Origin of the sequence: Nonomuraea sp. NPDC050790, from assembly GCF_044456745.1 — a bacterium.
Taxonomy (GTDB): Bacteria; Actinomycetota; Actinomycetes; order Streptosporangiales; family Streptosporangiaceae; genus Nonomuraea.
The window spans coordinates 777586-801673 of sequence record NZ_JBITGF010000004.1 but is presented as its reverse complement, the minus strand read 5'-3'; the positions used below and the strand labels follow the sequence as shown (position 1 = coordinate 801673).

Genomic DNA, 24088 nt, shown 5'->3' with positions numbered 1-24088 from the left:
GATTCAGCAGGCTCTTTTGCCTCGTGTCAACACACTTGTCACATACTGGTCAGAGGAGTCCGTATCTCAGCAGAACGAGCTGGGAGGACGGCAGCGCCCGCGCCTCCAGGAGCCGCAGCGGCACCGGCCCGGACGACTCGAAGGCGGGGGTGCCGCCGCCCAGGACCTTGGGCCCGACCACCAGGTGTAGCTCGTCGACCAGGCCGTGGGCGAGCAGGTCGTTCCAGAGCACGTGGCTGCCGAAGATCATGATCTCCCGGCCCGGCCCCCGCCTGAGCTCGGCCACCGCCTCGTGCGCCGCGGCGCGCCCGACGATGCGCGTCTCGTGCCAGGGCGCGGCCCGCTCCGGCGTCAGGCTGTCGGAGACGACGACCTTGTCCAGGGCGTTGATGAGCCGCGACATCTCCCGCAGGAGGGGGTGGGCGCTCGGGTCGCCGGCGACCCCCGGCCAGTAGGCGCTCGCCCCCTGGAACGTCACGCGTCCCAGCACGAGCGTGTCGGCGGCGCGCAGCCGTTCGGCGTTGTAGACGTCGAACGCCTCCTCCTCCGGCATCGCCATGAAGTCGTTGCCGGGGCCCTCGAAGTAGCCGTCCGGGGTGACGAGGTTGGTCACGACGACCTTGCGCATGATGCACTCCTTTTCTGGTGGTTCAGGAGTGCAGAGACAAGGGCCGCCGCGAACTCATCGCTCCTCGGGCGACATTTCCAGTGAAAGCCCGAAATATCGATACAGCAGCGGGTCCTGGAAGCCCACAAGCTCCACGATCTCCCCGTCCCGCAGGCTCAGCACGACGATCGCCGCCAGGAGGAACTCGCCTGACGTCCGCTGGTAGCAGGCGAACCCGAGCTGGCCGTTCGCCCCGACCGGCCGCAACCGCCACTCGGCCGCGAACACACGCTCCACCAGGAACCGGCGGACGTCCTCGCGCCCGTCGAACCAGGCGGGCAGCGGCGGCATCGTGAAGCGGGCGTCGCTCGCGAGCAGCGCCACCAGCGCGTCCACGTCCGCACGCTCCCACGCCGACACGAAGGACTCCACCAGCTCACCCCGCCCGCCCGCGCCGAGCTTGGCCAGTTCCTCCCGCTGGCTGACCGCGGGCACCCGCTGGCGCAGGGTCCTCGACGCCCGCTGCAGCGCGCTGTTCACCGAGGCCACCGAAGTGTCCAGGAGCCCGGCCGCCTCGGCCGCGGAGAACCCCAGCACCTCCCGCAGAATGAGCACCGCCCGCTGCGTGCCCGGCAGCCGCTGCAGCGCCGCGACGAACGCCAGCTCCACGCCTTCCCGCCGCAGATAGCTCGTGGCCGGTCCCGGCTCGTCCGACGCCAGGTCGTCCGGCCAGGGCTCCATCCACACCGGCCCGCCCACGACCTCCCCCAGCTCGTCGGTACGGCTGCGCGCCGCCGCCCGATCCGGCGACATCACCCTCGGTCCGCGCCTGCCGTTCAGCCGCAGGCAGGTGTTGGTGGTGATCCGATACAGCCACGTACGCAGCGAGCTGCGCCCCTCGAACCCCGCCAGCCCGCGCCAGGCGTTCAGCAGCGACTCCTGCACCGCGTCCTCGGCGTCCTGCGGCGAGCCGAGCATCCGGTAGCAGTGCGCGGCCAGCTCACCCCGATAGGCCAGAACCAGCCGCTCGAACGCCCCCTCGTCCCCGGCGCGAGCCCGTTCCAGCAGCACCTGCTCATCCATGCGCCCAGGCTAGAACCTCTCCCCCGCCCGACCACCGACCCGCGCGCGCGACGTCCCGCCCGCCCCACCCGTACGAGACGTCGCGACCCGCCCCCACCCGTACGCGACGTCTCGGCACCCCGGCCGGGGCGGCGAGTGAAACGAGCCCTGACGTCCGAGGACCTCTCGCGGGTGGGATCTCTCTGAGCGGCGGCGCTCGCTGGGGCTGACTCCCTTCCACCGCTGGAAGGCGGCACTGAAGCCGAACCACGCCGTCGTAGGCGGCTGGACGATCCATCGCGGACGCGGAGCCGACGCCCGAGGAGTACCGGGCCGCGCGGGACGGAGTATGGGGATGATCTTCGCATGTGCGCAAAAGAGCTTCAAGTCTTGTATTTATAAGCAGAATTAGGCATCTTTGGCGGCAACGGCACCCCAGTGGTGCGGGGAACACGCAGCTCGACGACTCAACCTTCGACCTGATGGGGAGCCTGACTGAGCATGGATGATCTCCGAATCGCCGCCATCGGGCTGGGACAGAGGCGCAGCCTCGCCGCAGCCGCCCACCGCGAACCCGGACAAGGATCGCGTATCACCGCGGTCTGCGATCTGGACGAGACCACCCTGCGCGCGGAGGCCGACTTCTTCGGCGCCACCGCCGCCGAGACCGACTACCGCCGCCTCCTGGACCGCGACGACGTCGACGCGGTCCTGGTGGCCACCCCCGACCACACCCACGCCCGGGTCGCGATCGACGCGCTCAGCGCGGGCAAGGCCGTCTACCTGGAAAAGCCCATGGCGACGACGGTGGCGGACGCCGACGCCGTGCTCCATGCCGCCAGGGCCTCCGGGGCCCGCCTGTACGTCGGGCACAACATGCGGCACATGGAGGTGGTGCGCCTGATGCGCCAACTCGTGCAGGAAGGCCGGATCGGCACTCCGAAGACGGTGTGGATCCGGCACTTCGTGGGCCACGGCGGCGACTTCTTCTTCAAGGACTGGCACGCCGAGCGCGCCAAGGTCAACAGCCTGCTGCTGCAGAAGGCCTGCCACGACCTCGACGCCATGCACTGGATCGTCGGCGGCTCCACCGCGGAGGTGCAGGCGATGGGCGGGCTGACCGTCTACGGCGACCTGCCCCGGCGCGCGGCGGGCGTGCCCAAGGCGGAGAACTGGCTGGACACCGCGAACTGGCCGCCCACGAGCCAGCGCGAGCTCAACCCGGTCATCGACGTCGAGGACCTGGCACTGCTCAACCTGCGCCTGGACAACGGCGTGCTGGCCGCCTACCAGCAGTGCCACTACACGCCCGACTACTGGCGCTCGTTCACGATCATCGGTGACGCCGGACGGCTGGAGAACCACGGTGACGCGCCCGGCGGCACGATCCGGGTGTGGAACACGGGCCGGCGCGACTACGACCCCGACGGGGACGGCGAGTTCCGCATCCCGGGCCCGGAGGGCGGGCACCACGGGGCGGATGCGAGAGTGATCGAGGAGTTCGTCCGGTTCGTCCGGGAGGGCGGGCACACCGACACCTCGCCGGTGGCCGCGCGCATGGCCGTGGCGGCTGGGGATCTGGCGACGCGCTCGCTGCGGGGCGGCGGAGCCGTACTGCGGGTGCCGGAGCTTGACCGATCGCTGCGGAACTACTTCGACAACGGGCAGGTGGAGGCGGCATGAGCGGGCGTCAGGACCGGTTCGACCTGAGCGGGAGGGTGGCGCTGGTGACCGGCGCGGCCGGCGGCGTGGGCCGGGTGACGGCCCGGCGCCTCGCGGCGGCGGGCGCGGCCGTGGCCGTCACCGACGTGGACGAGGCGGGCGCGGTCAAGCTCGCCGCGGACATCAGCGCTGAGGGCGGCCGGGCGGTCGGGCTCCTGCTGGACGTCACCAGCGCGGACAGCGTCTCCGCGGGCTTCGCCGAGGCCGCCGGCGAGCTGGGCGGCCCGGTGGACGTGCTGGTCAACAACGCCATCGTGGCCTGCCCGGTGCCACCGCACTTCCACGAGGCGCCGGAGCAGCTCTGGGACACCGACTTCGACGTCATCGTCAAGGGCGCGGTGCGCTGCACGCAGGCCGCGCTGCCCGCGATGATGGACCGCGGCGACGGCGTGATCGTGAACGTCGTCTCGGTCAACGCCTTCGCCTTCTTCGGCCACCCCTCCTACAGCGCGGCGAAGGCGGCGATGGTCTCCCTGACGCGCTCACTCGCGGTGGAGTACGGCGGGCACGGCATCCGGGTGAACGCGGTCAGCCCCGGCACCATCCGCACCCAGGCGTGGGACGAGCAGATCGCCAAGAACCCCGCCACCTTCGAGGCGCTCAAGCAGTGGTACCCGCTGGGCCGGATCGGCGAGCCTGAGGACGTCGCGGCCTCGATCTGCTTCCTGGCCTCCGACAGCGCGGCCTGGATGAGCGGGTCGGTCCTGACGGTGGACGGCGGGCTCACCGCGGGAAACGCCCTGATGGCCCGCTCCGTCGAAGGTAGCTGAGCGCCGAAGTGCCACGTCAGGAAAGGACGCAGGACATGCGTGTCATCCATCTGGTGCAGTGCGGCCCGACGACCGGTGGAACGGTCAGCCACGTCGCCACCCAGGTGACCCACCAGCTCGCCCGAGGGCTCACGGTCGGTGTGGTGGCCGGCAGTGACGGCGTGCTGACGGAACACTGCCGCAGGGCGGGCGCCGACGTGTTCGTCGACCCGACCCTGCTGCCGGTCTCCGCTCCGGGACAGGGCGACCCCGCGGCCCTGTTCGGGACCGGCGCCGGCTGGCGGCCGGACCTGATCCACGCTCACCTGATGCACGCCGGCTTCCGCGGCGCGGAGCTGTCGGCGGCGATCGGTACGCCGCTGCTGTACACGCAGCACATGTACCAACCGGTGGACCCGTTCCTCCAGGCGTCGCTGGCGACGGGCACGAGCTTCCCGGTCATCGCGGTGGCCGAGTTCGCCCAGCGGGCCATCGGCAAGTTCCTCGGCGACGCCGGTCGCGTCCACTACGTCCCCAACGGCGTAGACGTGCCCGCTCCCTCCGGTTTCCGGGTGGAGCCCGCCGGCGGGCCGCAGGTCCTGTACTGCGGCCGGCTGTCACCGGAGAAGGGCGCGGACACCGCCGTCCTCGCCTTCGAGCTCATCCTCGGCCAGTACCCCGAGGCGACGCTGCACGTCGTGGGGACGGGCCCGGACGAGACCCTGCTCCGCAGGCTCGTCTCCGCGCTCGGCATCGACGAGCGGGTGCGCTTCTACGGCAGCGTGTCGGGCGCGCTGACGTCGGAGATCGGCGCGGACGTGCTCATCGCGTCCTCCCGGGGGGACGCGGCCAGCCTGGTGATCATGGAGGCCATGGCCGCCGGCATCCCGATCGTGTCGACGGCGGTCGGCGGCATCCCCGAGCTGGTCAGACACGAGATCGAGGCGCTCCTGGTCGCCCCCGACAACCCGCACGTCCTGGCCAGGGCCGCGCTGAACGTCCTCATCCGCGAGGACCGTGGCGCGGCCATGGCCGCCCGCGCCCGCGAACGGCACGGGGAGCTCTACACGGGCGCGCGGATGGTGGAGCGCACCTGCGACGTCTACGAAACGATCGTCCGTTGAGCGGTGGCAGGGGCCGGTTGATCTGGCAGTCCGCCTGCCTGGTCCTCCTGCTGGCGTCGACCTGGCTGATCGTGGAGGCCTCCCTGCGCGACGCGAGCACCTCGATCGTGTCGGCCGGGCGTACCGCGTTCACCGTCCTCGGACTGCTGGCGCTCACGTGGTGGTCGCCCGCCCCGGGGACGCCGGACCGGAGGACCACGCGGTATCGGTGGTGGCAGGTCGTCCTGCTGGCGCTGACGGGGGTGACCGCGTACACGGTGCTGTCGACCGTGGCGATCAGCCTCGCCGGGCCGGCGCTGCCCGCGCTGGCCCTCTCGCTCACCCCCGCGGTGGTGCTGATCGCCGAGAGCGTGCTGTTGCGCACCTGGCCTCCGGCGCGCACCGTCGCGGGCACCCTGATCGCGGTCGCCGGCGCCGTCGTCTACACGATCCCCCGGCTGGCGGGCACGCTCGGCGACGACGTGGCGCTCGGATCCCTGGTCGCGCTCGCGGCCATGTTCTCCATGGCCTTCTACGGCCTGTACTTCAGCAGGACCAACCGCGGCTACGAGGGGCCGATGGCGCCGCGCATCCTGCCGATCTTCGCGGTCGGGACGATCCCGCTCGCCCTCTGGGCGGGCTCCGACATGGCGGCGGGCGAGCGGGTGAGCTGGACGGTGCTGGGCATGCTCGTCGTGCTCGGCATCGTCGTGTACGTGCCCGCCTACCTGCTCCAGCACCGCATCCTGCTGACCGGCGGGCCGTCCTACTCCGCGTTGCTGGGGCTGGCCGTACCGCCGCTGGTGGGTCTCAGCTCCGCGTTGCTACGGCCCGCCGGGGCGCCCGCGCCGCTCCAGATCGCGGGCATGGCGCTCACGCTGGCCGGGATGGCGCTGGTCATCAGGAGCAAGCTCGCCCGGCCCAGGAAGGAGGAACCCGCCCGGGCCTCATGAATCCCTTTCACTCCGGAGCGGCGCGGATCTGGTCGAGATAGTTGTACGCGGTGACACGGGAGACGCCGAGGCGGCGGGCGATCCGGTCAATGGAGCGTTTCACGAAGAAAGCGCCCTTTTTGTCCAGAAATTTCAGGACTTCTAGTTTGTCGTCCTTTGTCATCAATGCCACTGACCTCCCTCGGATCGCCGTCTCGATGAGATTGTCCAGAACCTCGACGATGTCACTGGCGAAGATCTCCCCGCGGTCGGTCGTGTCCCCTTCCAGGATCGCCTCCAGATTGGCCCTGGCGGCCTGCAGGGGCGTCATGTCCACGTTGATACAGAAGGCGGCGATGACCCGGCCCTCCTCGTCGCGGATGTAGACCGAGGAGGAGCGCAGCTCGCGGCCGTCCACGGTGCGGGCGCGGTAGCCGAACTCGTCGTGGTCCTCCGCCTCGGTCCTGAGCATCTCCAGGCCGAGGTTGGTGGACGGGCCGCCCACCTGGCGGCCGGTGACGTGGCCGTTCTCGATCGCGGCGATGGTCCTGTCCATGTCGTGGCGGGACAGGTCGTGCAGCACCACCTCGCAGTGCGGGCCCACGGCTGCCGCGATCGCCTTCATGACAGGGCGTAAGAGTGGTTCGAGGTCCTCAAGGGCGGTCACGCGGCCCAGCCTCTCATGTACAGAAATTCTGTCCAATATATTGATTCGTTGTACAGGTTCTGAGCACACTTGGCCATGCGCAAACTCGCAGCCTTACTAGCTGTAGTGATGACCGTGTCGGCCTGCGGCGGCGGCGGGGGCGAGGGCAAGTCGGCCGCCGAGGGCGGGGAGCTCGTCTTCGCGAACTTCCAATGGCTCGAACCCAACCGCGGCGAGCAACTCTGGAAGTCCGTGACCGGCTACCAGCAGGCCAATCCCAAGGTCACGATGAAACAGCAGGCGATCACCCGCAAGGATTACGAGAGCACGCTCAAGACGCAGATGGGCGCCCGCGGGGGACCCGACATCCTGGTCATCCCCGACACCTTCTTCCCCGAACTCGCCCAGAACGGCCTGCTCGAACCCGTCGGCGACGTCCTCGCCGCAGAGGACAAGGGCCGGCTCAACATCACCAACAAGGCCGCCGAGTACAAGGGCGAGCAGCTCGCGTACGCCTGGGAGATCGTCAACTACGCGCTGTTCTGGAACAAGGACCTGCTGGACAAGGCGGGCGTGAAGCCGCCTGCCGACATGCCCGGCCTGGTCGCGGCGGCCAAGGCCGTCAAGGAGAAGACCGGCAACCCGGGCTTCGCCGTACGTCATCAGATCAACGAAGAGGTCCCCTGGTGGATCGACTTCTCGAACTGGCCCTACGGGTTCGGCGGCGGCTGGTCGCGCGGCGGCAAGCTGACCATCGACTCCCCCGAGAACGTCGCGGCGGTCACGGCCTACAAGGAGATGTACGCCAGCGGCGCCATGTCCGTCGGCGACGACGCCTCCACGTTCCGCTCGAAGTTCAAAGAGGGCAAGATCGGGATGATGATCGACAACAGCTCCGCGCTGTTCACCATGGTCAGCGGCAACCAGGCGGTGCCGAGCGCGACCGGGGTGGGCGCGTCGCGGCTGCCGTTCCCCGGCCAGGGCTCCAGCCACGCGAGCTTCTTCATCGGCGTCAACAAGAACAGCAAGAATAAGGCGCTGGCCAAGGACTGGCTGAAGTGGTTCTTCACCGCCAAGGCGCAGGAGTCGGCCGCCGCCGCGCTCGGCGCCAGCGTCATCGGCACCGACGCGCAGCCGCCCCAGACGTTCCTGACCGAGAACCCGTGGGTCGAGACGTTCAGGAAGCAGGCGCCGAACTCCGCCGACGCGGTGATCGACGGCTTCGAGACCAAGACGCCGCAGATCAGGCGCATCGTGCTGCAGGAGATCGAGAAGGTGCTCGTGCAGAACGAGGATCCGGCGGCGGCGCTCAAGCGGGCCCAGCAGGAGGCGGAGAAACTGGCGTGACCAGGCGCTTACCGTACCTGTTTATCGCGGGGGCGGCGGTCTACCTGGTGCTGCTGACCGCCGCGCCCCTGCTCAACGGCCTCTGGCTGAGCTTCACCGACGCCAAGCTGCTCAACCCGACGGGCGGGGTGTTCATCGGCTTCGAGCACTACGTGAAACTGTTCGGCGAGCCCGGCTTCTACCACTCGCTGTTCGTCACGCTCGTCTACTCCGCGGCCACCGTCGCGGGCTCGCTCCTGCTCGGGACGCTCGCCGCCGTCCTGCTGAACCGCTCCTTTCCCGGCCGTACGGCCGCGCGTACCGTCCTCACGATGCCCTGGGCGGTGCCGACCGTCGCGGTCGCCCTGATCTTCGTGTGGATCTACAACAACGACAGCGGCGTGCTGAACAGAGGCGTGCGCGCGCTCGGCCTCGACGCCCAAGGCTGGCTCACCGACACGACCTGGGCCCTGGCCGCGGTCACCACGGCCTCCGTCTGGAAGGTCTTCCCCTTCGTCATGCTCGTCGTGCTGGCCGCGCTGCAGTCGGTGCCGGACGAGCTGTACGAGTCGGCCAGGGTGGACGGCGCCGACCCGGTCAACACCTTCAGGGACATCGTCTACCCGTACCTGACGCCCACGCTGCGGATCGTCGCGCTGCTGATGACGATCTGGTCGCTGCGGCGCTTCGACATCATCTGGCTGCTCACCCAGGGCGGTCCGGTCGAGGCCACGAACACGGTCGTGATCAGCGTCTACCGCGAGTCGTTCCTCAACTCCGACCTGGGACTGTCGGCGGCGCTCGGTGCCGTCGGGCTGCTGCTGTCCACGCTGGTGACGGTGGCCCACTTCCTGCTCGACAGAAGGGAGGCGGCGTGGTGATCGGCAGGATCCTGCGTGTCCTCGCGGTGCTGGTGCTGGTGATCGGCGCGGGCTTCCCGCTCTACTGGATGCTCACGACGGCCACGCGTACCACCGAGGAGATCTTCTCCGCCTCGCCGCCGCTGGTGCCCGATCCGGGCGGGCTGGATCTCGGCGCGCTCGGTCCGATGGCCGGGTGGCTGACCAACAGCGCGTTCGTCGCGTTCGGCACGACGTTGCTGAGCCTGGTGCTGGCCGTACTGGCTGGTTATGCCCTTTCTCGCTATCGCTTCCGCGGGAAGGGCCTGTTCGGCTTCGCGCTGTTCGCCACGCAGATGCTGCCGGAGGCGCTGGTCGTGGTGCCGCTGTACGCGATCTTCCTGGTGGTCGGGCTGCTGAACGACCTGGGCGGGCTCGTCCTCGCCAACACGGCCTTCGCGATGCCGGTCGCCGTGTGGATCATGAAGAGCGCGATGGACAGGATCCCGATCGAGATCGAGGAGTCGGCGCGGGTGGACGGCTGCCCGCAGTACGCGATGCTCCCCCAGATCGTCCTGCCGCTGGTGATGCCGTCGGTGGCGGCGGCGGCCGTCATCACGTTCTTCGACGGGTGGAACGAGTTCCTGTTCGCAAACACGTTCATGGTCGACAAGGAGAAGTGGCCCGCCTCCAAGGGCCTGGCCTCCTACGTCGGCGAATTCGTCACGCCGCTCGGCACGGTGATGACCGCCGCCCTGATCTTCACGGTGCCGGCCATCGTCTTCTTCCTGCTGGTCCAGCGCAGGATCGTCAGCGGGCTCACGTCAGGATCGGTGAAGGGTTAATGCCGAAGATTCGCTTCGACGGGATCACCAAGAGCTTCGGTGACACCAGCGTCATCAAGAACTTCGACGCGGAGGTTCCCGACGAGGAGTTCCTCGTCCTGCTGGGGCCCTCGGGCTGCGGGAAGTCGACCATGCTCCGCATGATCGCCGGGCTGACCGACATCACCGGCGGGTCGCTGGAGTTCGACGGGGTGCGGGTGAACGGGCTCGAACCGCGCGAGCGGCGCATCGCCTTCGTCTTCCAGTCCTACGCCCTCTACCCGCACATGACGGTCCGGGCGAACATCGCCTTCCCGCTGCTGATGAGCCGGTTCCACTGGTATCACCACTTTCCCGTCGTCAACCGGCTGATGCGACGGCGCTTCCTGCGCGACCCCTCGGTCAAGGAGAAGGTCGAGGAGGTGGCGGCGATGATGGAACTGACCGACCAACTCGACCGGCGGCCCAGGACGTTGTCCGGCGGCCAGCGCCAGCGGGTGGCGGTCGCCCGCGCCCTGGTGCGCGAGCCGTCCCTCTATCTCCTCGACGAGCCGCTGTCGAACCTCGACGCCAAGCTGCGCACGCAGATGCGCGCCGAGATCAGCGCGCTCTACCAGCGGGTCCGCAAGAGCTTCGTCTACGTCACGCACGACCAGGTCGAGGCGATGACGATGGGCACGCGCATCATCGTCATGAACGAGGGCGTCATCCAGCAGTACGGCACGCCCAAGGAGATCTACGACCGGCCCGCGAACACCTTCGTCGCCCGCTTCATCGGCAGCCCGCCCATGAACCTGTTCCCCCGCGACGGCAGGCTGCTCGGCGTGCGCGCGGAGAAGGTCACGATCTCCGGCGAGCCCGGCGGCCTGCGCGGGCACGTGGTGGTCGTGGAGCACCTGGGCGCGGAGACGGTGGTCGCCTTCACCCTGGACACCAAGGAACTGTTCTATGCCCGCATGCCGGGCGACGTGACCTTCCCGTCGGGCAGCGAGTGCCGCGTCGACCTGGACCTCACGGGCGCCTCCTGGTTCGCCCCGGAGACAGGCCGGCGCCAAGACGACTAGAGCCCCGCCCGAAAGTTCGTCAGGCCAGGATCGCGCCCGCGAAGGATAAGAACCACCGCCAGACCCCCGCGAGCCGGGCATCCGGGGGTCGTCCTGATGGGTGCGCCCACCAGGCTCTGACCATGGCCCGTCAGGCCAGATCCTCCGAGGGGGCGGCGCCGCCGGGTGTGCGGGGAAGCAGGCCGTCGAGGAGGCGCTGGAGGTTCTCGGCGAACCAGTCGCCGGGCGGGACGGTGCCTGGCTGTTCTGGGAGTGTCGGGGGGCGGGCAAGAGCACGCTCGCCCGATGCCTGGTGGGGCCTGCGGCTCCTGGACCCCGTCACCAGAGCGCCGTCCCGGAACCGGCGCCGCGTACCGCCCACAGCAGGTCGGGGTCGTGATCGGCGTCGGTCCGCACGAGCGAGCCGTCGGCCAGGACCACCTCGGCCGCGCGGATGCGGTCGGCGGTCAGCCCGTAGTGGCGCACCAGCCAGCCGATGCCGCCGCCGGTGGCCAGGCCGCCGACGCCGACGTTGCCGTGGTCGCCCGAGCTGATCGCCAGGCCGTGCGGGGCCAGTGCCTGCGCGACCTGGGCCCAGCGCGCGCCCGCCTCGACCCGGACGAGCCGCGCCGCCCGGTCGACGACCTCGACGCGGTTCATCGCCGACAGGTCGATGACCACGCCTCCGTCGTTGGAGGAACGCCCGGACAGGCCGTGGCCGCCGCTGCGTACCGACAGGGGCAGGTCCTGCTCGCGGGCGTATCCCAGCGCGGCGACCACCTCGGCGGCGCTCGCGGGAAGCAGCACGGCGGCGGGCGCGGCGACGGTCGTGTACGTGGAGCGCAGCAGCCGGTACCGCTCGTCCCCCGGCACCACGATCCTGCCCTGGAGCAGGCCGGGGACCGCGCTCAGCTTGGCCGTCATCGCCGCCCCACCCTCTCGCGTACGGCCGGCACGACCTCGGCGGCGAAGACGTCGAGCTGGACCCTGTGGTCGGCGACCGGCCAGAAGACGAACGTGTCGAAGCCCAGGCCGAGCACCCACTCGGTGAGCGTGTCCGTCCACAGCCGCACGTCCCCTACCAGGCCGGGACCGCCGCGGGCGTTGCCGATCACGCCGATCACGTTGTAGACGCGCCGGATCGCGGCCGGGTCGCGTCCCGCCGCGAGGGCCGCCTCGTCAATGATCTTCTGCTTGGCGGGGACCTCGCCGGGCGGGACGTAGATGTTGAGCGGAGAGATCCAGCCGTCGCTCGCGCGGCCGGTCACGGCGAGCATCTTGGGCCCCTGGGCACCCAGCCACAGCGGGACCGGAGCGTCCGGCACCGGACCGGCGGCGTAGCCCTCGATCGTGTGCTGCTCGCTGAGCAGCCGCAACCCACCACCGGCCAGCGCGGCCCGCATCACCTGGAGCGACTGCTCCGTATAGGCGACCATCTCCGCGCCGGCCCGCCGTCCGCCGCCCATGCCCGCGATGGCGTCGGCCGACGCGCCGCCGCCGACCCCGAGCGCCAGCCGCCCCCGGTTCATCACCGCGAAGGAGGCCGCGGACTTGGCCAGCATGGCGGGCGGGCGCAGTTGCAGGTCGGCCACGTCGGTCAAGAAGGAGATGCGCCGCGTCCGCGCGGCCAGGTGGGTGATGAGGGTCCAGGCGTCGAGGTGCCCCGGTTGGTAGGCGTGGTCCTGGACGGCCAGATGGTCCAACCCGCCTTGCTCGGCCGCCTGGGCCAGCCACATGGTCTCGTCAAGCCGGTCGGCATCCGGTTCGAGACTCAGCCCGAAGGTGAGGGAGTGCCCGTAATCAGTCATGCCTCAATGCTCCGCACGATCGGGCCATTGGGCAAAGCCGAGGTTAGCAGCTAATCTTTAGTAAGTGACCGTCGAACCGCCGCAGAGCCTGACCATCCACGAGCCGAGCTGCCGCAGCTTCCAGGACATCGTCGAACTCGTCGGCCGCCGCTGGACCAGCGCCATCCTGCTCGCCGGGCGGCGCGGAGCCCGGCGCTTCGGCGAGTACCGCCTGTCCGTGCCGGGCATCTCCGACCGCCTGCTCGCCCAGCGCCTGAAGGAACTGGAGGCGGAGGGCCTGATCACCCGCACCGTGATCCCCAGCCACCCGGTCCAGATCCGCTACGCCCTCTCCCCGGACGGCGAGGAACTGATGTCCATCCTGCAACCCCTGGTCGACTGGGGCTACCGCCGCGCGGGCCACGCTCCTCAATAGCGGCGGAACGCGTCCTCCATCAGATGTCAGAACGACCGGAAGCGGGTCGCGTCGAGCAGTCCCGGGATCGGGGGCGCCCGGCGGAGGGCCCGGGTGTGTGCGAGACGCGGGTCCAGCCGACCTCGGCGACGGGGGGCGTGCCGTCGAGAGGGTCGTTCACCTCAGGGGGTGAGGGTTTTCATGGTGACGTAGCTGGTGACGGTGGCCACGCCGGGCAGGGTGGCCAGTTGGTTGGCGTGGAAGTGTTCGTAGGCGGGCAGGTCGGCCACCTCCACCTGCAGCAAGTAGTCGAAGTTGCCGGTGATGTGGTGGCAGGCGGCCACCTCGGGCAGCCGGATGACGCCCTGTTCGAACGCGACCACGTCCGCGCGGCTGTGCCGCACCAGGCGTACGCCCGCGAACACCCGCAACGCCCGGCCGATCGCGGCGGGGTCGATCACGGCCCGGTAGCCGCGGATGATCCCGGCGTCCTCCAACTGGCGCACACGCCGCAGGCAGGGTGACGGCGACAGCCCCACCCGGGCGGCGAGGTCGCTGTTGCTGATGCGGCCGTGCCGTTCGAGCACGGCCAGGATCGACCGGTCTATCTCGTCCACGGAAGCAGATTATTGCGCGAGCGAACCGGCTAGCACAATCACGTGCCCCAGCAGCCGCGCAATTTGCTGCCAATATTGCCGAGAATCGGGCAGATCGGGGCGGTGGTCGGCGACGCTGGACGGGAGTCACAGAGAGGGCGGCCATGCCGGGCAAGAGCACCATCACCGTTCACGCCGATCGCGGCGTCCATCCCAGCCGCGCCGTGGCGCCGCCCATCTTCCAGACGGCGGCGTTCGCGGCCGAGGACGGGGAGGCGTTCGCGCGGGCCGCCGTCGCGCCGCGCGGCAAGGACTTCTACACCCGCTACGGCAACCCGAACCACGCGCAGGTCGCCGCCGTCGTCGCCGAACTGGAGAACACCGAGGCGGCCATGGTCACCGCGTCGGGGATGGCCGCGCTCACCACGGCCGTGCTGGCCCTGGTGTCGGCGGGTGACCACGTCATCGGGCAGCGGTCCACCTACGGCGGCACGGCGTCGGTGCTGCTCAACCTGCTGCCGCGCCTCGGCGTGACGACGACCGTGGTGGACCAGACCGACACTGACGCGTTCGCGGCGGCGCTGACCCCGCGGACCCGGCTGGTCCTGGTGGAGTCGCCGAGCAACCCGCTCCTGCAGATCACCGACGTACGCGCCGTCGCCGGCCTGGCCCGCGCGCACGACGTGCCGACCATGGCGGACAACACGTTCGCCACTCCCCTGAACCAGCGGCCCGCCGACCTCGGCGTCGACCTGGTCTGGCACAGCGCGACCAAGTACCTCAACGGCCACTCGGACGTCTCGGCCGGCGTGCTGGCCGGCCCGGCGGACCTCCTGGACCGGGTCTGGGACGTCGGCCTGCTCACCGGCGCCACGCTCGGCCCGGTCGACGCGTGGCTGCTGCTGCGCGGCCTGCGTACCCTGCCGCTGCGGGTGGAGCGGCACAACGCCAACGGCCTGGCGCTCGCGCGGGCGCTGAGCGAGCATCCTGCGGTGGCGCGCGTCCACTATCCGGGCCTCGCCACCCACCCGCAGCACAAGCTGGCCGCCGAGCAGATGAGCGGGTTCGGCGGGGTGCTCGGCATCGAGTTCGGCGGCGGTTTCGAGGTGGCCGACGCCTTCCTCGGCCGGCTGCGCTACGCCCGCCGCTCGGCGAGCCTCGGCGGCGTGGAGTCGCTGGCCGTGCATCCGGCGTCCATGTGGCGCGGCATGCTCAGCGAGGAACAGATCGCCGCCTCGGTCCCCCTGGGCCTGGTCCGCCTGGCGGCGGGCACGGAGGACCCGGCCGACCTGGTCGCCGACGTGCTCGCCGCCGCGGACGCATCACTGTGACTTTGGAGGTCTTCCGATGAGAACCCTGATCACCGGCGGCATCGTGGTCAGCATGGACCCGGCGGTGGGCGACCTCGCCCGCGGCGACGTGCTGATCGAGGACGGCGTGATCGTCGAGGTGGCGGCGCGCGTGGACGCGCCGGACGCCGAGGTGATCGACGCGACCGGCACGATCGTCCTTCCCGGCTTCGTCGACAACCACCGCCACTCCTGGCAGACCGCGTTCCGGGGAGCCGGCGCGGACTGGACGTTCCCGGAGTGGGCGGCGGCCATGCACGGCACGGTCAAACCCCACTACGAGCCCGAGGACGTCTACGCGGGCACCCTGCTCGGCCGCCTGGAGGCCCTGCACTCGGGCGTGACCACGATGCTGGACTGGTACCACGTCGCCGGGAGCCACGCGCACGAGGACGCCGCCGTCGCCGCCCTGCGGGACGCGCCGGGGCGGTCGATCTTCTGCCTGGGCGCCGGGTGGGGCACCCCCGATCCCGTGGACGCCGACCTGCGCCGCGTACGCGCCGAGCTGCCCGGCGACGGCCTGGTCACCATGGCCGTGGGCCTGCGCGGCCCCGAGGACACCGGCATGGCCATGCTCGCCCGCGAGCTGGAGCTGGCGGCCGAGCTCGGCCTGCGCACCAGCCTGCACATCGCCTCCGACGGGACCCGGCGCCCCATCGCCGACCTGCGCGAGCACAACCTGCTGCGGGACACCACCACGTACGTGCACGCCACCGGCATCACCGACGAGGAGCTGCGGATGCTCGCCGACGCCGACGCCTCGGTGTCGATCAGCCCGGACGTCGAGCTGAAGATGGGGTTCGGGTCGCCGATGACCGGCCGGGCGCTGGCCGCGGGACTGCGCCCGACGCTGTCCGTGGACGACGTCCCTTCGGTGGCCGGCGACATGTTCTCGACGATGCGGACGGCCTTCGCCGTACAGCGGGGGCTGGACGGCGGGCTGCGCTCGCGGGACCTGCTGGAGTTCACCACCGTTGACGCCGCGAGGTCCTGCGGGCTCGGCGAGCGCGCGGGCAGCCTCACGCCCGGCAAGGACGCCGACCTCATCCTGCTGCGCGCCGACGACCTGACCGTCTTCCCGGTCACCGACCCGGTCGCCACCGTCGTCAGCGCCGGGCACCCCGGGCTGGTGGACACCGTCCTCGTCGCCGGTCGCGTGGTCAAGCGCGACGGCGTGCTCGTGGACGTGGACCTGGCGGCGCTGCGGACCCGGCTGCTGGAGTCACGCGACCGGATCGCGAAGGCCGCCGGCGTCCCGCTCGACGGCACCTGGCGCCCGCGTGGCGATCAGGACCGCTGACGGCAGTGAAGGCTCGCCTCCGCCTCGCCGACCGCCTCGAACACCTCGCCCGCGTACGCGTACGCCCGCCGGCTCGCCACCGGGTGCCCCTCTTCGGCCAGGACGGCGGCGAGGTTCTCCAGGCAGCGGGCGAGCGAGCCGGAACGCGGCAGCCGTTCGAAGAGGGTGACGGCCTCGGTGAACGCGGCGATCGCCTCGGCCCCGCGCCCGAGCAGGCGCAGGCACAGCCCGGCGCCGGCCAGGGCGTTCGGCTGGGTGAGCGCCGCGATGCCCGGGTCCACCTCGGAGAACGCCAGGTCCGCCATCTCGCGGTAGCGGGCCAGCGCCTCCTCGTACCGTCCCGCGAGGCGCAGGCCCTCACCGGCCATGCCGAGGCACTGGCAGTACGCCTCGACGTCGCCGCCGGCCTTGAAGAGCTTGGCGGCCCTGGACACCGCCTCGACGGCCTCGTCGAGCCGGCCGAGCTGGAGCAGGGCACGGCCGACGAACAGGTGTCCCCACGCCTCCTCCCCCGCGGCGCCGCTGTCCAGGATCTCCGTGGCGCTCCGCAGCATGTCCTCCGACGCGGCGGGCGGCACCTGGTGGAAGACGGCCAGGTAGCGGAGCAGGCCGGCCGGCTCGCCCAGGGCGGCGGCCGCCCCCGCGCCGAGCGTGAAGACCTCCCGCCAGTGCGGCCAGTGCATCCAGCGTCCGGCGTACCAGCGCAGGTGCCAGGCGCAGTCGAGGACGACGGCGTGGTCGGCCCGGCCCGCCGCGTACCGCAGGGCGCCCAGCCAGTTGCCGGAGTCCACGCGCAGCCAGTGGGCGGCCTCCTCGGCCGAGGGCGGGCCGTTCTGGGCGCAGGCGGGCGGGCCGCTCGGGTCGAACCAGCGGCCGGAGTCGATGGCCATCCGCAGCAGCCACGCCGCCAGCCGCTCGGTCATCGCCTCGCGGTCGGCCTTCAACTCCTCCTCGACCAGCCGCTCGCGGGCGAACAGGCGTACCAGGTCGTGGAAGCGGTAGCGGCCCGCGGCGCCGTCCTGCAGCAGGCCGAGGTCGACCAGTTCGTCGAGGGCGTCCCAGGCGTCCTCGGCGGGGATCGCGCCGAGGACCGCGGCCAGCGCGGCGTCGAAGTCGCGGCCGGTCACGAGCGCGAGCCGGCGGAAGACCCGCCGGGCGGTTTCCGCGAGCTGCTCGTACGACATCGCGAACGCCTGGGCGACCTTGAGGTCACCGGCCCTGAGCTGGTCGAGGCGGCGTTCCTCGTTGGCCAGCCGGGCGACGAGGTCGGCGGCCTGCCAGCCCGGCCGGCTGGCCAGCCGGTTCCCGACGATGCGCAGGGCCAGCGGGAGTCCGCCGCAGAGCTCGGCCAGCTCGGTGATCGCCGCGTCGCCGGAGCGGTCGCCGAGGATCCCGGTCAGCAACCGCGTGGCCTGGGCCGGCGGCAGCGGGCCGAGGCTGAGCCGGTGCACGCTCTCCAGCCCGGTCAGCAACCGCCTGCTGGTCACCAGGGCGTGGCCGCCGCCGCTGCCGGGCAACAGCGGGCGTACCTGCTCCTCCGACGCGGCGTTGTCGACGACGACCAGCGCCTTGCGCCCGCGCAGCAGCGACCGGTACAGCGACGCCCGGTCCGCCCCGTCGGCGGGGACCTGGCGTTCCGGCGTGCCGAGCGCGCGCAGCAACTGCGTCAGGGCGTCGCCGGCCGCGAGCGGCTGCGGCGACATGCCGAACAGGTCGACGAAGAACACCCCGTCGGGGAAGCTCGGCCGCAGCGCGTGCGCGGCGCGTACGGCCAGCGTCGTCTTGCCCAGCCCGGCCGGTCCCGTGATGAGGGCCACGCCCCCGGCGCCCGCCTGGACGAAGTCCTGCGTCCAGGCCAGCTCGGCGGTGCGGCCGGTGAAGTCGTCCACCGACCGGGGCAGCTCGCACAGGCCGGTCGGCCGCATCCAGTGATCGCGCAGCCGGCCTTCCCTGGCCTGTTCGAGAAGCCGTCTGCGGTCGTCGTCACCGAGGGCCAGCGCGTTCGCCAGGGCGGTGACGGTCCGGTGCTGGGGTCCCGTGCTGCGTCCGCGCTCCATGTCCGACAGCGTCCTGGCGCTGACCCCCGACAGCTCGGCGAGCTGTTCGAGGGTCAGCCGCGCCGCCCGCCGGTGTCCGCGCAGGAGGTCAGCGAAGCTCGCCGGCATTACCGTACGGCTGCCGCGGCCTGGACGATGACGGCGGCCACGGCGGCCGGGTCGGAGACGTAGACGGCGTGGCTGCCGGAGGTCTCGCTCACCGTGGACCCGGCCCGCTCGGCCATGGCGCGCTGCGCGGGCGGCGGGATCATCCGGTCGTCGGCCGCGACCAGGTACCAGCTCGGCTTGACCCGCCACGCGGGCTCGGCGACGGCCCCGCTCAGCGCGCCCACGCCCCACGGGACCTGCGAGTCGGCCATGAACGCGGCCTGTCCGGCGGGCAGGTCGGCGGCGAAGGCGGCGTGGAACCTCTCCCGGTCCAGGTACAGGAAGCCGTCCACGGGCGGCAGGATCGGCGGCACCGGAGCGCCCGGCGGCGGGTCGGCGATGAGCGAGTTGACCGACTCGCCCTTGTCGGGGGCGAACGCCGCGATGTAGACGAGGGCGGCGACGTCGGCGTGGGTACCCGCCTCGCTGATCACCACACCGCCGTAGGAGTGGCCCACCAGGACGACCGGTCCCTCCCCGGCGTCGATGACCCGCCGGGTCGCGGCGGCGTCGCCGTCCAGGGAGATCGTGGGGTTCTGCACGACGGCGACGTCGTAGCCGTCGTTCTTCAGCAGGGCGTGGACGCCCTGCCAGCCGGAGCCGTCCACGAAGCCGCCGTGGACCAGAACGATGCGTGGAGTGGTCATGCCGCTCACCCTAGATTTCCGGGTCGAACTTGGATTGAGTCATCTGACTCAGCGCGTCGCGCAGCGCGGCCCGCGAGCCGACCCCGAGCTTCGGGAAGAGCTGGTAGAGGTGGTTGGCGACGGTCCGCGGCGACAGCGACAGCCGCTCGGCGATCTGTTTGTTGGTCAGCCCCCCGGCGGCGAGCATGGCGATCTCCCACTGCTGGGGGGTGAGCTCGGCACCGCCGTGGCCGGTGGACAGGCCCGTCGCGCGCAGTTCCGCGCTCGCCCTGGCCATCCACGGGCGGGCGCCGAGGCTGCGGAAGGTGTCGTGGGCCGCGGTGAGCTGGGCGCGGGCCTCGGTGGTGGCCTTGTCGCGGCGCAGGCGCTCGCCGTACAGGAGCTGCCATCGGGCGCGCTCGAACGGCCAGCGTTCCGCGCCGGGCGCGCTGAGCGCGGCCTCGAACCGAGGGCGGTAGCCCGCGCCCTCCGTGACCAGGGCGGCGCCGGCGCCGGCGACCATCGCCAGCCGCGGCGAGATGACGGCCACGCTCTGGACGGCGGCGGCGTGCGCGGCGGCCTCCGCGTGCCTGCCGCTCCTCCAGGCGGACTCGACCAGGTCGGTGATCACCCACAGCGCGAGCGGCACGTGCGAGGCCAGCTCGCCGGCCGGGCTGATCTGGGCGATCTGCCGGTACGCCGCGGCGAAGTCGCCCCTGCCCATCGCCACCAGCGAGTTGATGTGCCAGGCGTAGTTCTGGACCGCCCGCGCCCGGCGCGGGGTCGCCCAGCGGGCGGTCTGGCCGGCCAGGTCGGTGGCGATCTCCGCGTCCCCGCGCACGGCGGCCACCAGCGCCCGCAGGTAGACGCCCGGCCAGGACAGCAGCCGGTAGCCGTGCTGCTCGCACAGGGCCAGGCCCTCGTCGACGACCTCCTGCAGCTCCTCGTACTGCCCGACGAGGAAGGAGTCGTTGCCCACCGTGAACAGCGCCTCGATCGCCGAGGTGACGGCGCCGCCGTCGCGGCCGTGGCGGATGACCCGCCACAGTCCTTCCCTGCAGAGGCTCAGCCGGTCGACGAAGGCGGCGGCGATGGCGATGCGGATGATCCGGGCCGGGATGATCTCGTGGTGGATGCCGGCGATGGCCGCGTCCAGCCGGTCGAGGACGGCAGGGGCCAGGCGGGCGGGATCGGAGAAGGTGTGGGCGAGGATGTCCAGCAGCTCGGGAGGTCCCGGCCTGAGGCGGCCGATCGCGGTGTGGAACGGGCCCCAGAGCTCGGCCCGCCCGCCGAAGAAGCAGATCATGAGCAGGGTGTAGAGCCCCTCGATGAGCGGCTTGTCGCGGGCGTCGCCGGGGTCGCCGAGCATCTCGATCGCGCCGGCCATCAGGCGGTGGGCGCTGTCCACGTCGCCCTCGCCGTTGAGCAGGTGGTAGGAGCCGCCGACCGCGGCGGCCAGCGACTCGCCCCGCCGGTCGGCGCGGCGGGCCCGCTCCAGCAGGGGCGGCGCGTCGTGCAGGTCGCCGTTGACGATCGCGCCGAGGTAGGCGGCCTCGCCCAGGCGGCCGGCGCGTTCGAGGTCGCCGGGGCTCAGGTCGGCCGCGCGCAGGAGCAGGGTGATGGCGTGCACGCTCTCCCCGCGCCGGAGGTTGGCGTGGGCGACGGACTGCAGGAGGGCGGCGACCCGCTCGTCCGGGCCCGTGGCGGCCTCGGCCAGGTGCCAGGCCCGTCGTTCCGGCTGGCCGGCCAGGCGCTCGGCGAGCAGCCGGTGCGCGTGGTGGCGTTGCTCGCCGGTGGACATCTCCATCACCGCCGAGCCGATCAGCGGGTGGCGGAAGTGCAGCCGGTCCTTCTCGACCCGGATCAGCCGCGCCTGCTCGGCCGGCGCCAGCGCCTCGATGTCGAGGACGCTCAGGTCTCCCGTCCCATCGAGTACGGCCAGCAGCAGCGTGAGGTAGGTGGCCTCGGGAAGGTTCCTGATCCGCGCCGCGAACACCGCCTGGAGGCGCCCGCTGAGCGGCAGGACCGGCGGCAGCGCGCCCTGCACGTTGCCGAGCGCCACCGGCAGCTCCAGCAGCGCCAGCGGGTTGCCCTGGGCGTCGGCCAGCAGCCGCTGGCGGACCCGGGGGGCCAGCGCCGGGAAGTGCGTCTTCAGCAGGGTCGTCGCGTCTTTCTCGTCGAGTGGCTGCAGCTCGTAGCCGGGCAGCCCGCCGTACTCGAAGAAGCTCTCCTCGCCTGAGCGGGAGGCCGCCAGCAGACCGGCCCCGCTGCCGGCGAGGCGGCGCGCCACGAAGTTGAGGACGACGGCGCTGGCCCGGTCGAGCCAGGAGATGTCGTCCACGACCACCAGCAGGGGGCCGGCCTGGCGCAGGAGCGTCAGGGCGGCGTTGGCCACCAGGAGCCGGCCGGGCGCGGCGCCCTCGCCGAGCCCCAGGGCGACGGTGAGCGCCCGCGCGTGCGCGGGGCTCAGCGCCGGCAGGTCGTCGAGGAGCGGGTGGAGTACCTGGTGGAGCCCGGCGTAGCTCACCTCGCCCTCGAACTGCGAGCCGGAGGCGCGCAGCACCCGCTGCCCGGCCGTCTCGGCCCGTGCCGCGGCGGCCTCCAGGAGCACGGACTTGCCGACCCCCGCCTCGCCCAGGATCACGAAGGCGCCGCCGCGGCCGGCGAACGCGCTCAGCCGGGCCAGGTCCTCGTCGCGGCCGATCAGCAGGCCGTGGTCCGTCACGAGCTGACTTTACGCCCGCTTCCGCCGGGTTTCAGCCTGGGTCAGGCGCGGGCGAAGCTCCTGACCGCGGCGGCGAACACGGCGGGCTCCTCGGCGTGTCCCATGTGCCCGCTGTGCTCCAGGAGCACGAAGCTCGACCCCGCGATGCCCTCGTGCAGCATCCGGCCCCAGTGCGGGCCGCAGATGAAGTCGTGGGCGCCGCTGATGACCAGGGTGCGAGTGGTGATCTCGGCCAGCCGGTCACGTACGTCGAAGGGCGGCTCGCCCGCCCGCATCGGGTCGGCGGAGGCCCGGACCTCGGGAAACCCCTCGGGGGGCGGGCCGGCGAAGTAGGCGGGCAGCACCTCGCGCAGCCCCCGCGTGCAGGTCTCGTCGTCGGTGGCCGCGGCCGCCCGCTGGAACGCCTCCAGGTGGCGGGGCGCAAGGCCGGTAGACCATCGTCAGATCGGTCTCCAGCTCCGGCATCCGCAGGTACTCCCAGCCGATGCCCGGACCGCCCGAGTGGACGACGCACACCGGACCGGCGCCCGCGACGTGGTAGCGCTGCCGGACTCCCTGGACGCTGACGGTGTGGGTGCCCGGCAGCAGCGGGTCGGTCGTGATGCTCATCTGCGCTCCCCCAGACCCCGCGGGGTCAGTCCACGGCGCGGGCGGCGTCCTGGATGACGCGGGTCACCAGGCCCGGCTGGCTGATCATCGGCACGTGCGAGGCGCCCTTCGCCTCGTAGACCTTGGACTTGGCGCGCTTGTAGAAGAAGCGCTCCAGCGCGGGCGGGATCGCCTTGTCCTCGGTGGCCACCAGACCCCAGGACGGGATGGTACGCCAGGCGGCGCCGGTGGTCTTGTCGGTGAAGGAGGACGCGGCGAACGGGCGCTGCCCGGCCTGCATGAGGCGCGTGGTCGACACCGGGAGGTCGGCGGCGAACGCGGCGCGGAACTTGTCCGGCCTGAGGTACAGGTCGACGCCGCCCGGATACGGGACCTCCTTCACGGCGGCGGGGATCTCGGTTCCCGGATACTTGTTGATCAGGACGCCGAGCTGCTCGCCCTCGTCGGGGACGAACGCCGCGATGTAGACCAGCGCCTTGACGTTGTCCGCGCCGGCCGCCGCGTTGGTGATCACGGCTCCGCCGTACGAGTGGCCGACCAGCACGATCGGCCCCTCGATCGACTTCAGCACGCTGGCGATGTACGGCGCGTCGACCGGCAGCCCCCGCAGCGGGTTGGCCGGCGCGATGACCGGATAGCCCTTCTCCTGCAGCCGGGCGATCACGGCGTTCCAGTTGGAGGCGTCGGCGAAGCCGCCGTGGACCAGCACGACCGTCGGCTTGTCACGGGAGGACTCGGCGGCGGAGGCGGGCGGAGCCGACAGCAGCGCGGCTGCCAGGACTCCGGCGGAGGCGGCGAGCACGCCGCGGCGGGGCAGGGAACGGTTCATCACGTACTCCGGGAGCTCTTCTTCGGTGGTCAGGCGGCGGCCTGGCGGATCAGCCCGGCCACCGCGGCCGGCTGCGAGACGTAGACGGCGTGGCTGCCGATGACCTCGACGACCGTCGCGCCGGCCCGCTCGGCCATGGCGCGCTGCGCGGGCGGCGGGATCATGCGGTCCTCGGTGGCCAGCAGGTACCAGCTCGGCCTGCCGCGCCACGCCGGTTCGGTGACCGTCCCGGTCAGCGCGTCCACGCCCCACGGGACCTGGGAGTCGGCCATGAAGGCGGCCTCGCGCTCGGGCAGGTCGGCGGCGAAGGAGGCGTGGAACTTCTCCCGGTCCAGGAACAGGAAGCCGTTGACCGGAGGCAGGATCGGCGGCACGGGCGCGCCGGGCGGCGGGTCGGCGATGAGCGAGTTGACCGACTCGCCCTTATCGGGGGCGAAGGCCGCGATGTACGCCAGGGCCGCGACGTTGGGGTGCGTGCCCGCCTCGCTGATCACGACGCCGCCGTAGGAGTGACCCACCAGGACGGCGGGGCCGTCGAGCCCGTCGAGGATCTGGCGGGTCGCGGCGACGTCGCCTTCGAGGGACAGGGTCGGGTTCTGCACGATGTGGACGCGGAAGCCGTCCCTGGTCAGGTCGTCGTGGACGCCCTGCCAGCCGGAACCGTCCACGAAGCCGCCGTGCACGAGCACGACGTTTCCGATGGTCGTCATGGTCACTCCTGACCTGGAGGAACAGGCCCTGCGCCTGTCCGACGCCCCTCATTCAAGTGACCTGGAAGATCACCGACCATGCAGA

At 71.8% G+C, this 24088-nt stretch carries 23 protein-coding genes and 1 pseudogene; 11 read left to right on the top strand and 13 right to left on the bottom strand.

Going from position 1 to position 24088, the window contains the following annotated elements:
- Nucleotides 1-49 precede the first annotated feature (49 nt).
- Together ACIBEJ_RS24100 and ACIBEJ_RS24095 are read right to left on the bottom strand one after the other, a co-directional pair.
- On the bottom strand, nt 50-628 hold the full coding sequence (locus ACIBEJ_RS24100) for a dihydrofolate reductase family protein (RefSeq protein ID WP_397185032.1): 579 nt from the start codon (nt 626-628) through the stop codon (nt 50-52).
- A gap of 54 nt (nt 629-682) precedes the next feature.
- The gene (locus ACIBEJ_RS24095; RefSeq protein ID WP_397185031.1) at nt 683-1690 is read right to left on the bottom strand and encodes an RNA polymerase subunit sigma-70; all 1008 of its coding nucleotides are present in this window, start codon (nt 1688-1690) and stop codon (nt 683-685) included.
- Between the two features lie 480 nt (nt 1691-2170).
- Between ACIBEJ_RS24095 and ACIBEJ_RS24090 the strand changes: the two genes are divergently transcribed.
- From ACIBEJ_RS24090 to ACIBEJ_RS24075, 4 genes are read left to right on the top strand one after another with little or no spacing between them, the layout of a single operon-like run.
- A complete protein-coding gene (locus ACIBEJ_RS24090) occupies nt 2171-3352 on the top strand; it encodes a Gfo/Idh/MocA family protein (RefSeq protein ID WP_397185030.1) in 1182 nt (393 codons plus the stop codon).
- Nucleotides 3349-4161, top strand: coding sequence for a glucose 1-dehydrogenase (locus ACIBEJ_RS24085; RefSeq protein WP_397185029.1), 813 nt, complete (start codon nt 3349-3351; stop codon nt 4159-4161). Before ACIBEJ_RS24090 ends, ACIBEJ_RS24085 begins: the two co-directional genes overlap by 4 nt.
- 35 nt (nt 4162-4196) lie before the next feature.
- On the top strand, nt 4197-5264 hold the full coding sequence (locus tag ACIBEJ_RS24080) for a glycosyltransferase family 4 protein (RefSeq protein ID WP_397185028.1): 1068 nt from the start codon (nt 4197-4199) through the stop codon (nt 5262-5264).
- Nucleotides 5261-6196: a DMT family transporter gene (locus ACIBEJ_RS24075; protein ID WP_397185027.1), complete on the top strand. Its 936-nt coding sequence runs from the start codon at nt 5261-5263 to the stop codon at nt 6194-6196. The genes ACIBEJ_RS24080 and ACIBEJ_RS24075 overlap by 4 nt, the downstream gene beginning before the upstream one ends.
- Before the next feature lie 7 nt (nt 6197-6203).
- Here the strand turns inward: ACIBEJ_RS24075 and ACIBEJ_RS24070 are convergent, their stop codons facing one another.
- The gene (locus ACIBEJ_RS24070; protein WP_397185026.1) at nt 6204-6842 is read right to left on the bottom strand and encodes a transcriptional regulator; all 639 of its coding nucleotides are present in this window, start codon (nt 6840-6842) and stop codon (nt 6204-6206) included.
- 75 nt (nt 6843-6917) lie between these two features.
- Here ACIBEJ_RS24070 and ACIBEJ_RS24065 point away from each other — a divergent pair, with 75 nt between their 5' ends.
- Genes ACIBEJ_RS24065 through ACIBEJ_RS24050 form a run of 4 tightly spaced genes read left to right on the top strand, consistent with a single transcriptional unit; the run spans nt 6918 to nt 10874 of the window.
- Entirely contained in the window at nt 6918-8168 is a 1251-nt protein-coding gene (locus ACIBEJ_RS24065) for an ABC transporter substrate-binding protein (RefSeq protein ID WP_397185025.1), read from the top strand.
- Nucleotides 8165-9028 (top strand): carbohydrate ABC transporter permease, encoded by an 864-nt coding sequence (locus ACIBEJ_RS24060; protein WP_397185024.1) that lies wholly within the window; start codon nt 8165-8167, stop codon nt 9026-9028. The genes ACIBEJ_RS24065 and ACIBEJ_RS24060 overlap by 4 nt, the downstream gene beginning before the upstream one ends.
- Nucleotides 9022-9831, top strand: coding sequence for a carbohydrate ABC transporter permease (locus tag ACIBEJ_RS24055; protein ID WP_397185023.1), 810 nt, complete (start codon nt 9022-9024; stop codon nt 9829-9831). Before ACIBEJ_RS24060 ends, ACIBEJ_RS24055 begins: the two co-directional genes overlap by 7 nt.
- Entirely contained in the window at nt 9831-10874 is a 1044-nt protein-coding gene (locus ACIBEJ_RS24050) for an ABC transporter ATP-binding protein (RefSeq protein WP_397185022.1), read from the top strand. Before ACIBEJ_RS24055 ends, ACIBEJ_RS24050 begins: the two co-directional genes overlap by 1 nt.
- A 130-nt stretch (nt 10875-11004) precedes the next feature.
- On the opposite strand, the gene ACIBEJ_RS24045 is transcribed toward ACIBEJ_RS24050, so the two are convergent.
- The 3 genes from ACIBEJ_RS24045 to ACIBEJ_RS24035 are packed head-to-tail and all read right to left on the bottom strand — an operon-like array spanning nt 11005 to nt 12661.
- Nucleotides 11005-11196: a hypothetical protein gene (locus ACIBEJ_RS24045; protein WP_397185021.1), complete on the bottom strand. Its 192-nt coding sequence runs from the start codon at nt 11194-11196 to the stop codon at nt 11005-11007.
- Nucleotides 11193-11777, bottom strand: coding sequence for an FAD-binding oxidoreductase (locus ACIBEJ_RS24040; RefSeq protein ID WP_397185020.1), 585 nt, complete (start codon nt 11775-11777; stop codon nt 11193-11195). Before ACIBEJ_RS24040 ends, ACIBEJ_RS24045 begins: the two co-directional genes overlap by 4 nt.
- Nucleotides 11774-12661, bottom strand: coding sequence for an LLM class flavin-dependent oxidoreductase (locus ACIBEJ_RS24035; RefSeq protein WP_397185019.1), 888 nt, complete (start codon nt 12659-12661; stop codon nt 11774-11776). The genes ACIBEJ_RS24040 and ACIBEJ_RS24035 overlap by 4 nt, the downstream gene beginning before the upstream one ends.
- A 64-nt stretch (nt 12662-12725) precedes the next feature.
- Here ACIBEJ_RS24035 and ACIBEJ_RS24030 point away from each other — a divergent pair, with 64 nt between their 5' ends.
- Complete coding sequence (locus tag ACIBEJ_RS24030; protein ID WP_397185018.1) at nt 12726-13076, top strand: winged helix-turn-helix transcriptional regulator; 351 nt, start codon at nt 12726-12728, stop codon at nt 13074-13076.
- Nucleotides 13077-13237: 161 nt separating this feature from the next.
- Here ACIBEJ_RS24030 and ACIBEJ_RS24025 read toward each other — a convergent pair whose 3' ends face one another.
- A complete protein-coding gene (locus ACIBEJ_RS24025; RefSeq protein ID WP_397185017.1) occupies nt 13238-13672 on the bottom strand; it encodes an Lrp/AsnC family transcriptional regulator in 435 nt (144 codons plus the stop codon).
- A 143-nt stretch (nt 13673-13815) separates the two neighbouring features.
- Here ACIBEJ_RS24025 and ACIBEJ_RS24020 point away from each other — a divergent pair, with 143 nt between their 5' ends.
- Nucleotides 13816-14982 carry a trans-sulfuration enzyme family protein gene (locus tag ACIBEJ_RS24020; protein WP_397185016.1) on the top strand — a complete coding sequence of 389 codons (1167 nt, stop codon included), beginning with the start codon at nt 13816-13818 and terminating at the stop codon, nt 14980-14982.
- 16 nt (nt 14983-14998) lie between these two features.
- Nucleotides 14999-16300: an amidohydrolase family protein gene (locus ACIBEJ_RS24015; protein WP_397185015.1), complete on the top strand. Its 1302-nt coding sequence runs from the start codon at nt 14999-15001 to the stop codon at nt 16298-16300.
- Here ACIBEJ_RS24015 and ACIBEJ_RS24010 read toward each other — a convergent pair.
- From ACIBEJ_RS24010 to ACIBEJ_RS23985, 6 genes and pseudogenes are all read right to left on the bottom strand, one after another.
- On the bottom strand, nt 16288-18465 hold the full coding sequence (locus tag ACIBEJ_RS24010; RefSeq protein ID WP_397185014.1) for an ATP-binding protein: 2178 nt from the start codon (nt 18463-18465) through the stop codon (nt 16288-16290). The genes ACIBEJ_RS24015 and ACIBEJ_RS24010 overlap by 13 nt on opposite strands.
- The gene (locus ACIBEJ_RS24005) at nt 18465-19151 is read right to left on the bottom strand and encodes an alpha/beta fold hydrolase (RefSeq protein ID WP_397185013.1); all 687 of its coding nucleotides are present in this window, start codon (nt 19149-19151) and stop codon (nt 18465-18467) included. Before ACIBEJ_RS24005 ends, ACIBEJ_RS24010 begins: the two co-directional genes overlap by 1 nt.
- Nucleotides 19152-19161: 10 nt before the next feature.
- On the bottom strand, nt 19162-21855 hold the full coding sequence (locus ACIBEJ_RS24000) for an ATP-binding protein (protein ID WP_397185012.1): 2694 nt from the start codon (nt 21853-21855) through the stop codon (nt 19162-19164).
- A gap of 41 nt (nt 21856-21896) precedes the next feature.
- Nucleotides 21897-22274 (bottom strand): annotated as a pseudogene (locus ACIBEJ_RS23995) (alpha/beta fold hydrolase); the annotation flags it as partial.
- Between the two features lie 215 nt (nt 22275-22489).
- Nucleotides 22490-23293 carry an alpha/beta fold hydrolase gene (locus ACIBEJ_RS23990; RefSeq protein WP_397185011.1) on the bottom strand — a complete coding sequence of 268 codons (804 nt, stop codon included), beginning with the start codon at nt 23291-23293 and terminating at the stop codon, nt 22490-22492.
- 29 nt (nt 23294-23322) lie between these two features.
- Entirely contained in the window at nt 23323-24003 is a 681-nt protein-coding gene (locus ACIBEJ_RS23985; RefSeq protein WP_397185010.1) for an alpha/beta fold hydrolase, read from the bottom strand.
- Nucleotides 24004-24088 lie beyond the last annotated feature (85 nt).

Excerpts from the sequence above, each read along its gene's own strand:
- ACIBEJ_RS24100 (WP_397185032.1), bottom strand. The coding sequence starts at position 628 with ATGCGCAAGGTCGTCGTGACCAACCTCGTCACCCCGGACGGCTACTTC.
- ACIBEJ_RS24095 (WP_397185031.1), bottom strand. The coding sequence starts at position 1,690 with ATGGATGAGCAGGTGCTGCTGGAACGGGCTCGCGCCGGGGACGAGGGG.
- ACIBEJ_RS24090 (WP_397185030.1), top strand. The coding sequence starts at position 2,171 with ATGGATGATCTCCGAATCGCCGCCATCGGGCTGGGACAGAGGCGCAGC.
- ACIBEJ_RS24085 (WP_397185029.1), top strand. The coding sequence starts at position 3,349 with ATGAGCGGGCGTCAGGACCGGTTCGACCTGAGCGGGAGGGTGGCGCTG.
- ACIBEJ_RS24080 (WP_397185028.1), top strand. The coding sequence starts at position 4,197 with ATGCGTGTCATCCATCTGGTGCAGTGCGGCCCGACGACCGGTGGAACG.
- ACIBEJ_RS24065 (WP_397185025.1), top strand. The coding sequence starts at position 6,918 with ATGCGCAAACTCGCAGCCTTACTAGCTGTAGTGATGACCGTGTCGGCC.
- ACIBEJ_RS24050 (WP_397185022.1), top strand. The coding sequence starts at position 9,831 with ATGCCGAAGATTCGCTTCGACGGGATCACCAAGAGCTTCGGTGACACC.
- ACIBEJ_RS24040 (WP_397185020.1), bottom strand. The coding sequence starts at position 11,777 with ATGACGGCCAAGCTGAGCGCGGTCCCCGGCCTGCTCCAGGGCAGGATC.
- ACIBEJ_RS24035 (WP_397185019.1), bottom strand. The coding sequence starts at position 12,661 with ATGACTGATTACGGGCACTCCCTCACCTTCGGGCTGAGTCTCGAACCG.
- ACIBEJ_RS24020 (WP_397185016.1), top strand. The coding sequence starts at position 13,816 with ATGCCGGGCAAGAGCACCATCACCGTTCACGCCGATCGCGGCGTCCAT.
- ACIBEJ_RS24015 (WP_397185015.1), top strand. The coding sequence starts at position 14,999 with ATGAGAACCCTGATCACCGGCGGCATCGTGGTCAGCATGGACCCGGCG.
- ACIBEJ_RS24010 (WP_397185014.1), bottom strand. The coding sequence starts at position 18,465 with ATGCCGGCGAGCTTCGCTGACCTCCTGCGCGGACACCGGCGGGCGGCG.
- ACIBEJ_RS24005 (WP_397185013.1), bottom strand. The coding sequence starts at position 19,151 with ATGACCACTCCACGCATCGTTCTGGTCCACGGCGGCTTCGTGGACGGC.
- ACIBEJ_RS23990 (WP_397185011.1), bottom strand. The coding sequence starts at position 23,293 with ATGAACCGTTCCCTGCCCCGCCGCGGCGTGCTCGCCGCCTCCGCCGGA.
- ACIBEJ_RS23985 (WP_397185010.1), bottom strand. The coding sequence starts at position 24,003 with ATGACGACCATCGGAAACGTCGTGCTCGTGCACGGCGGCTTCGTGGAC.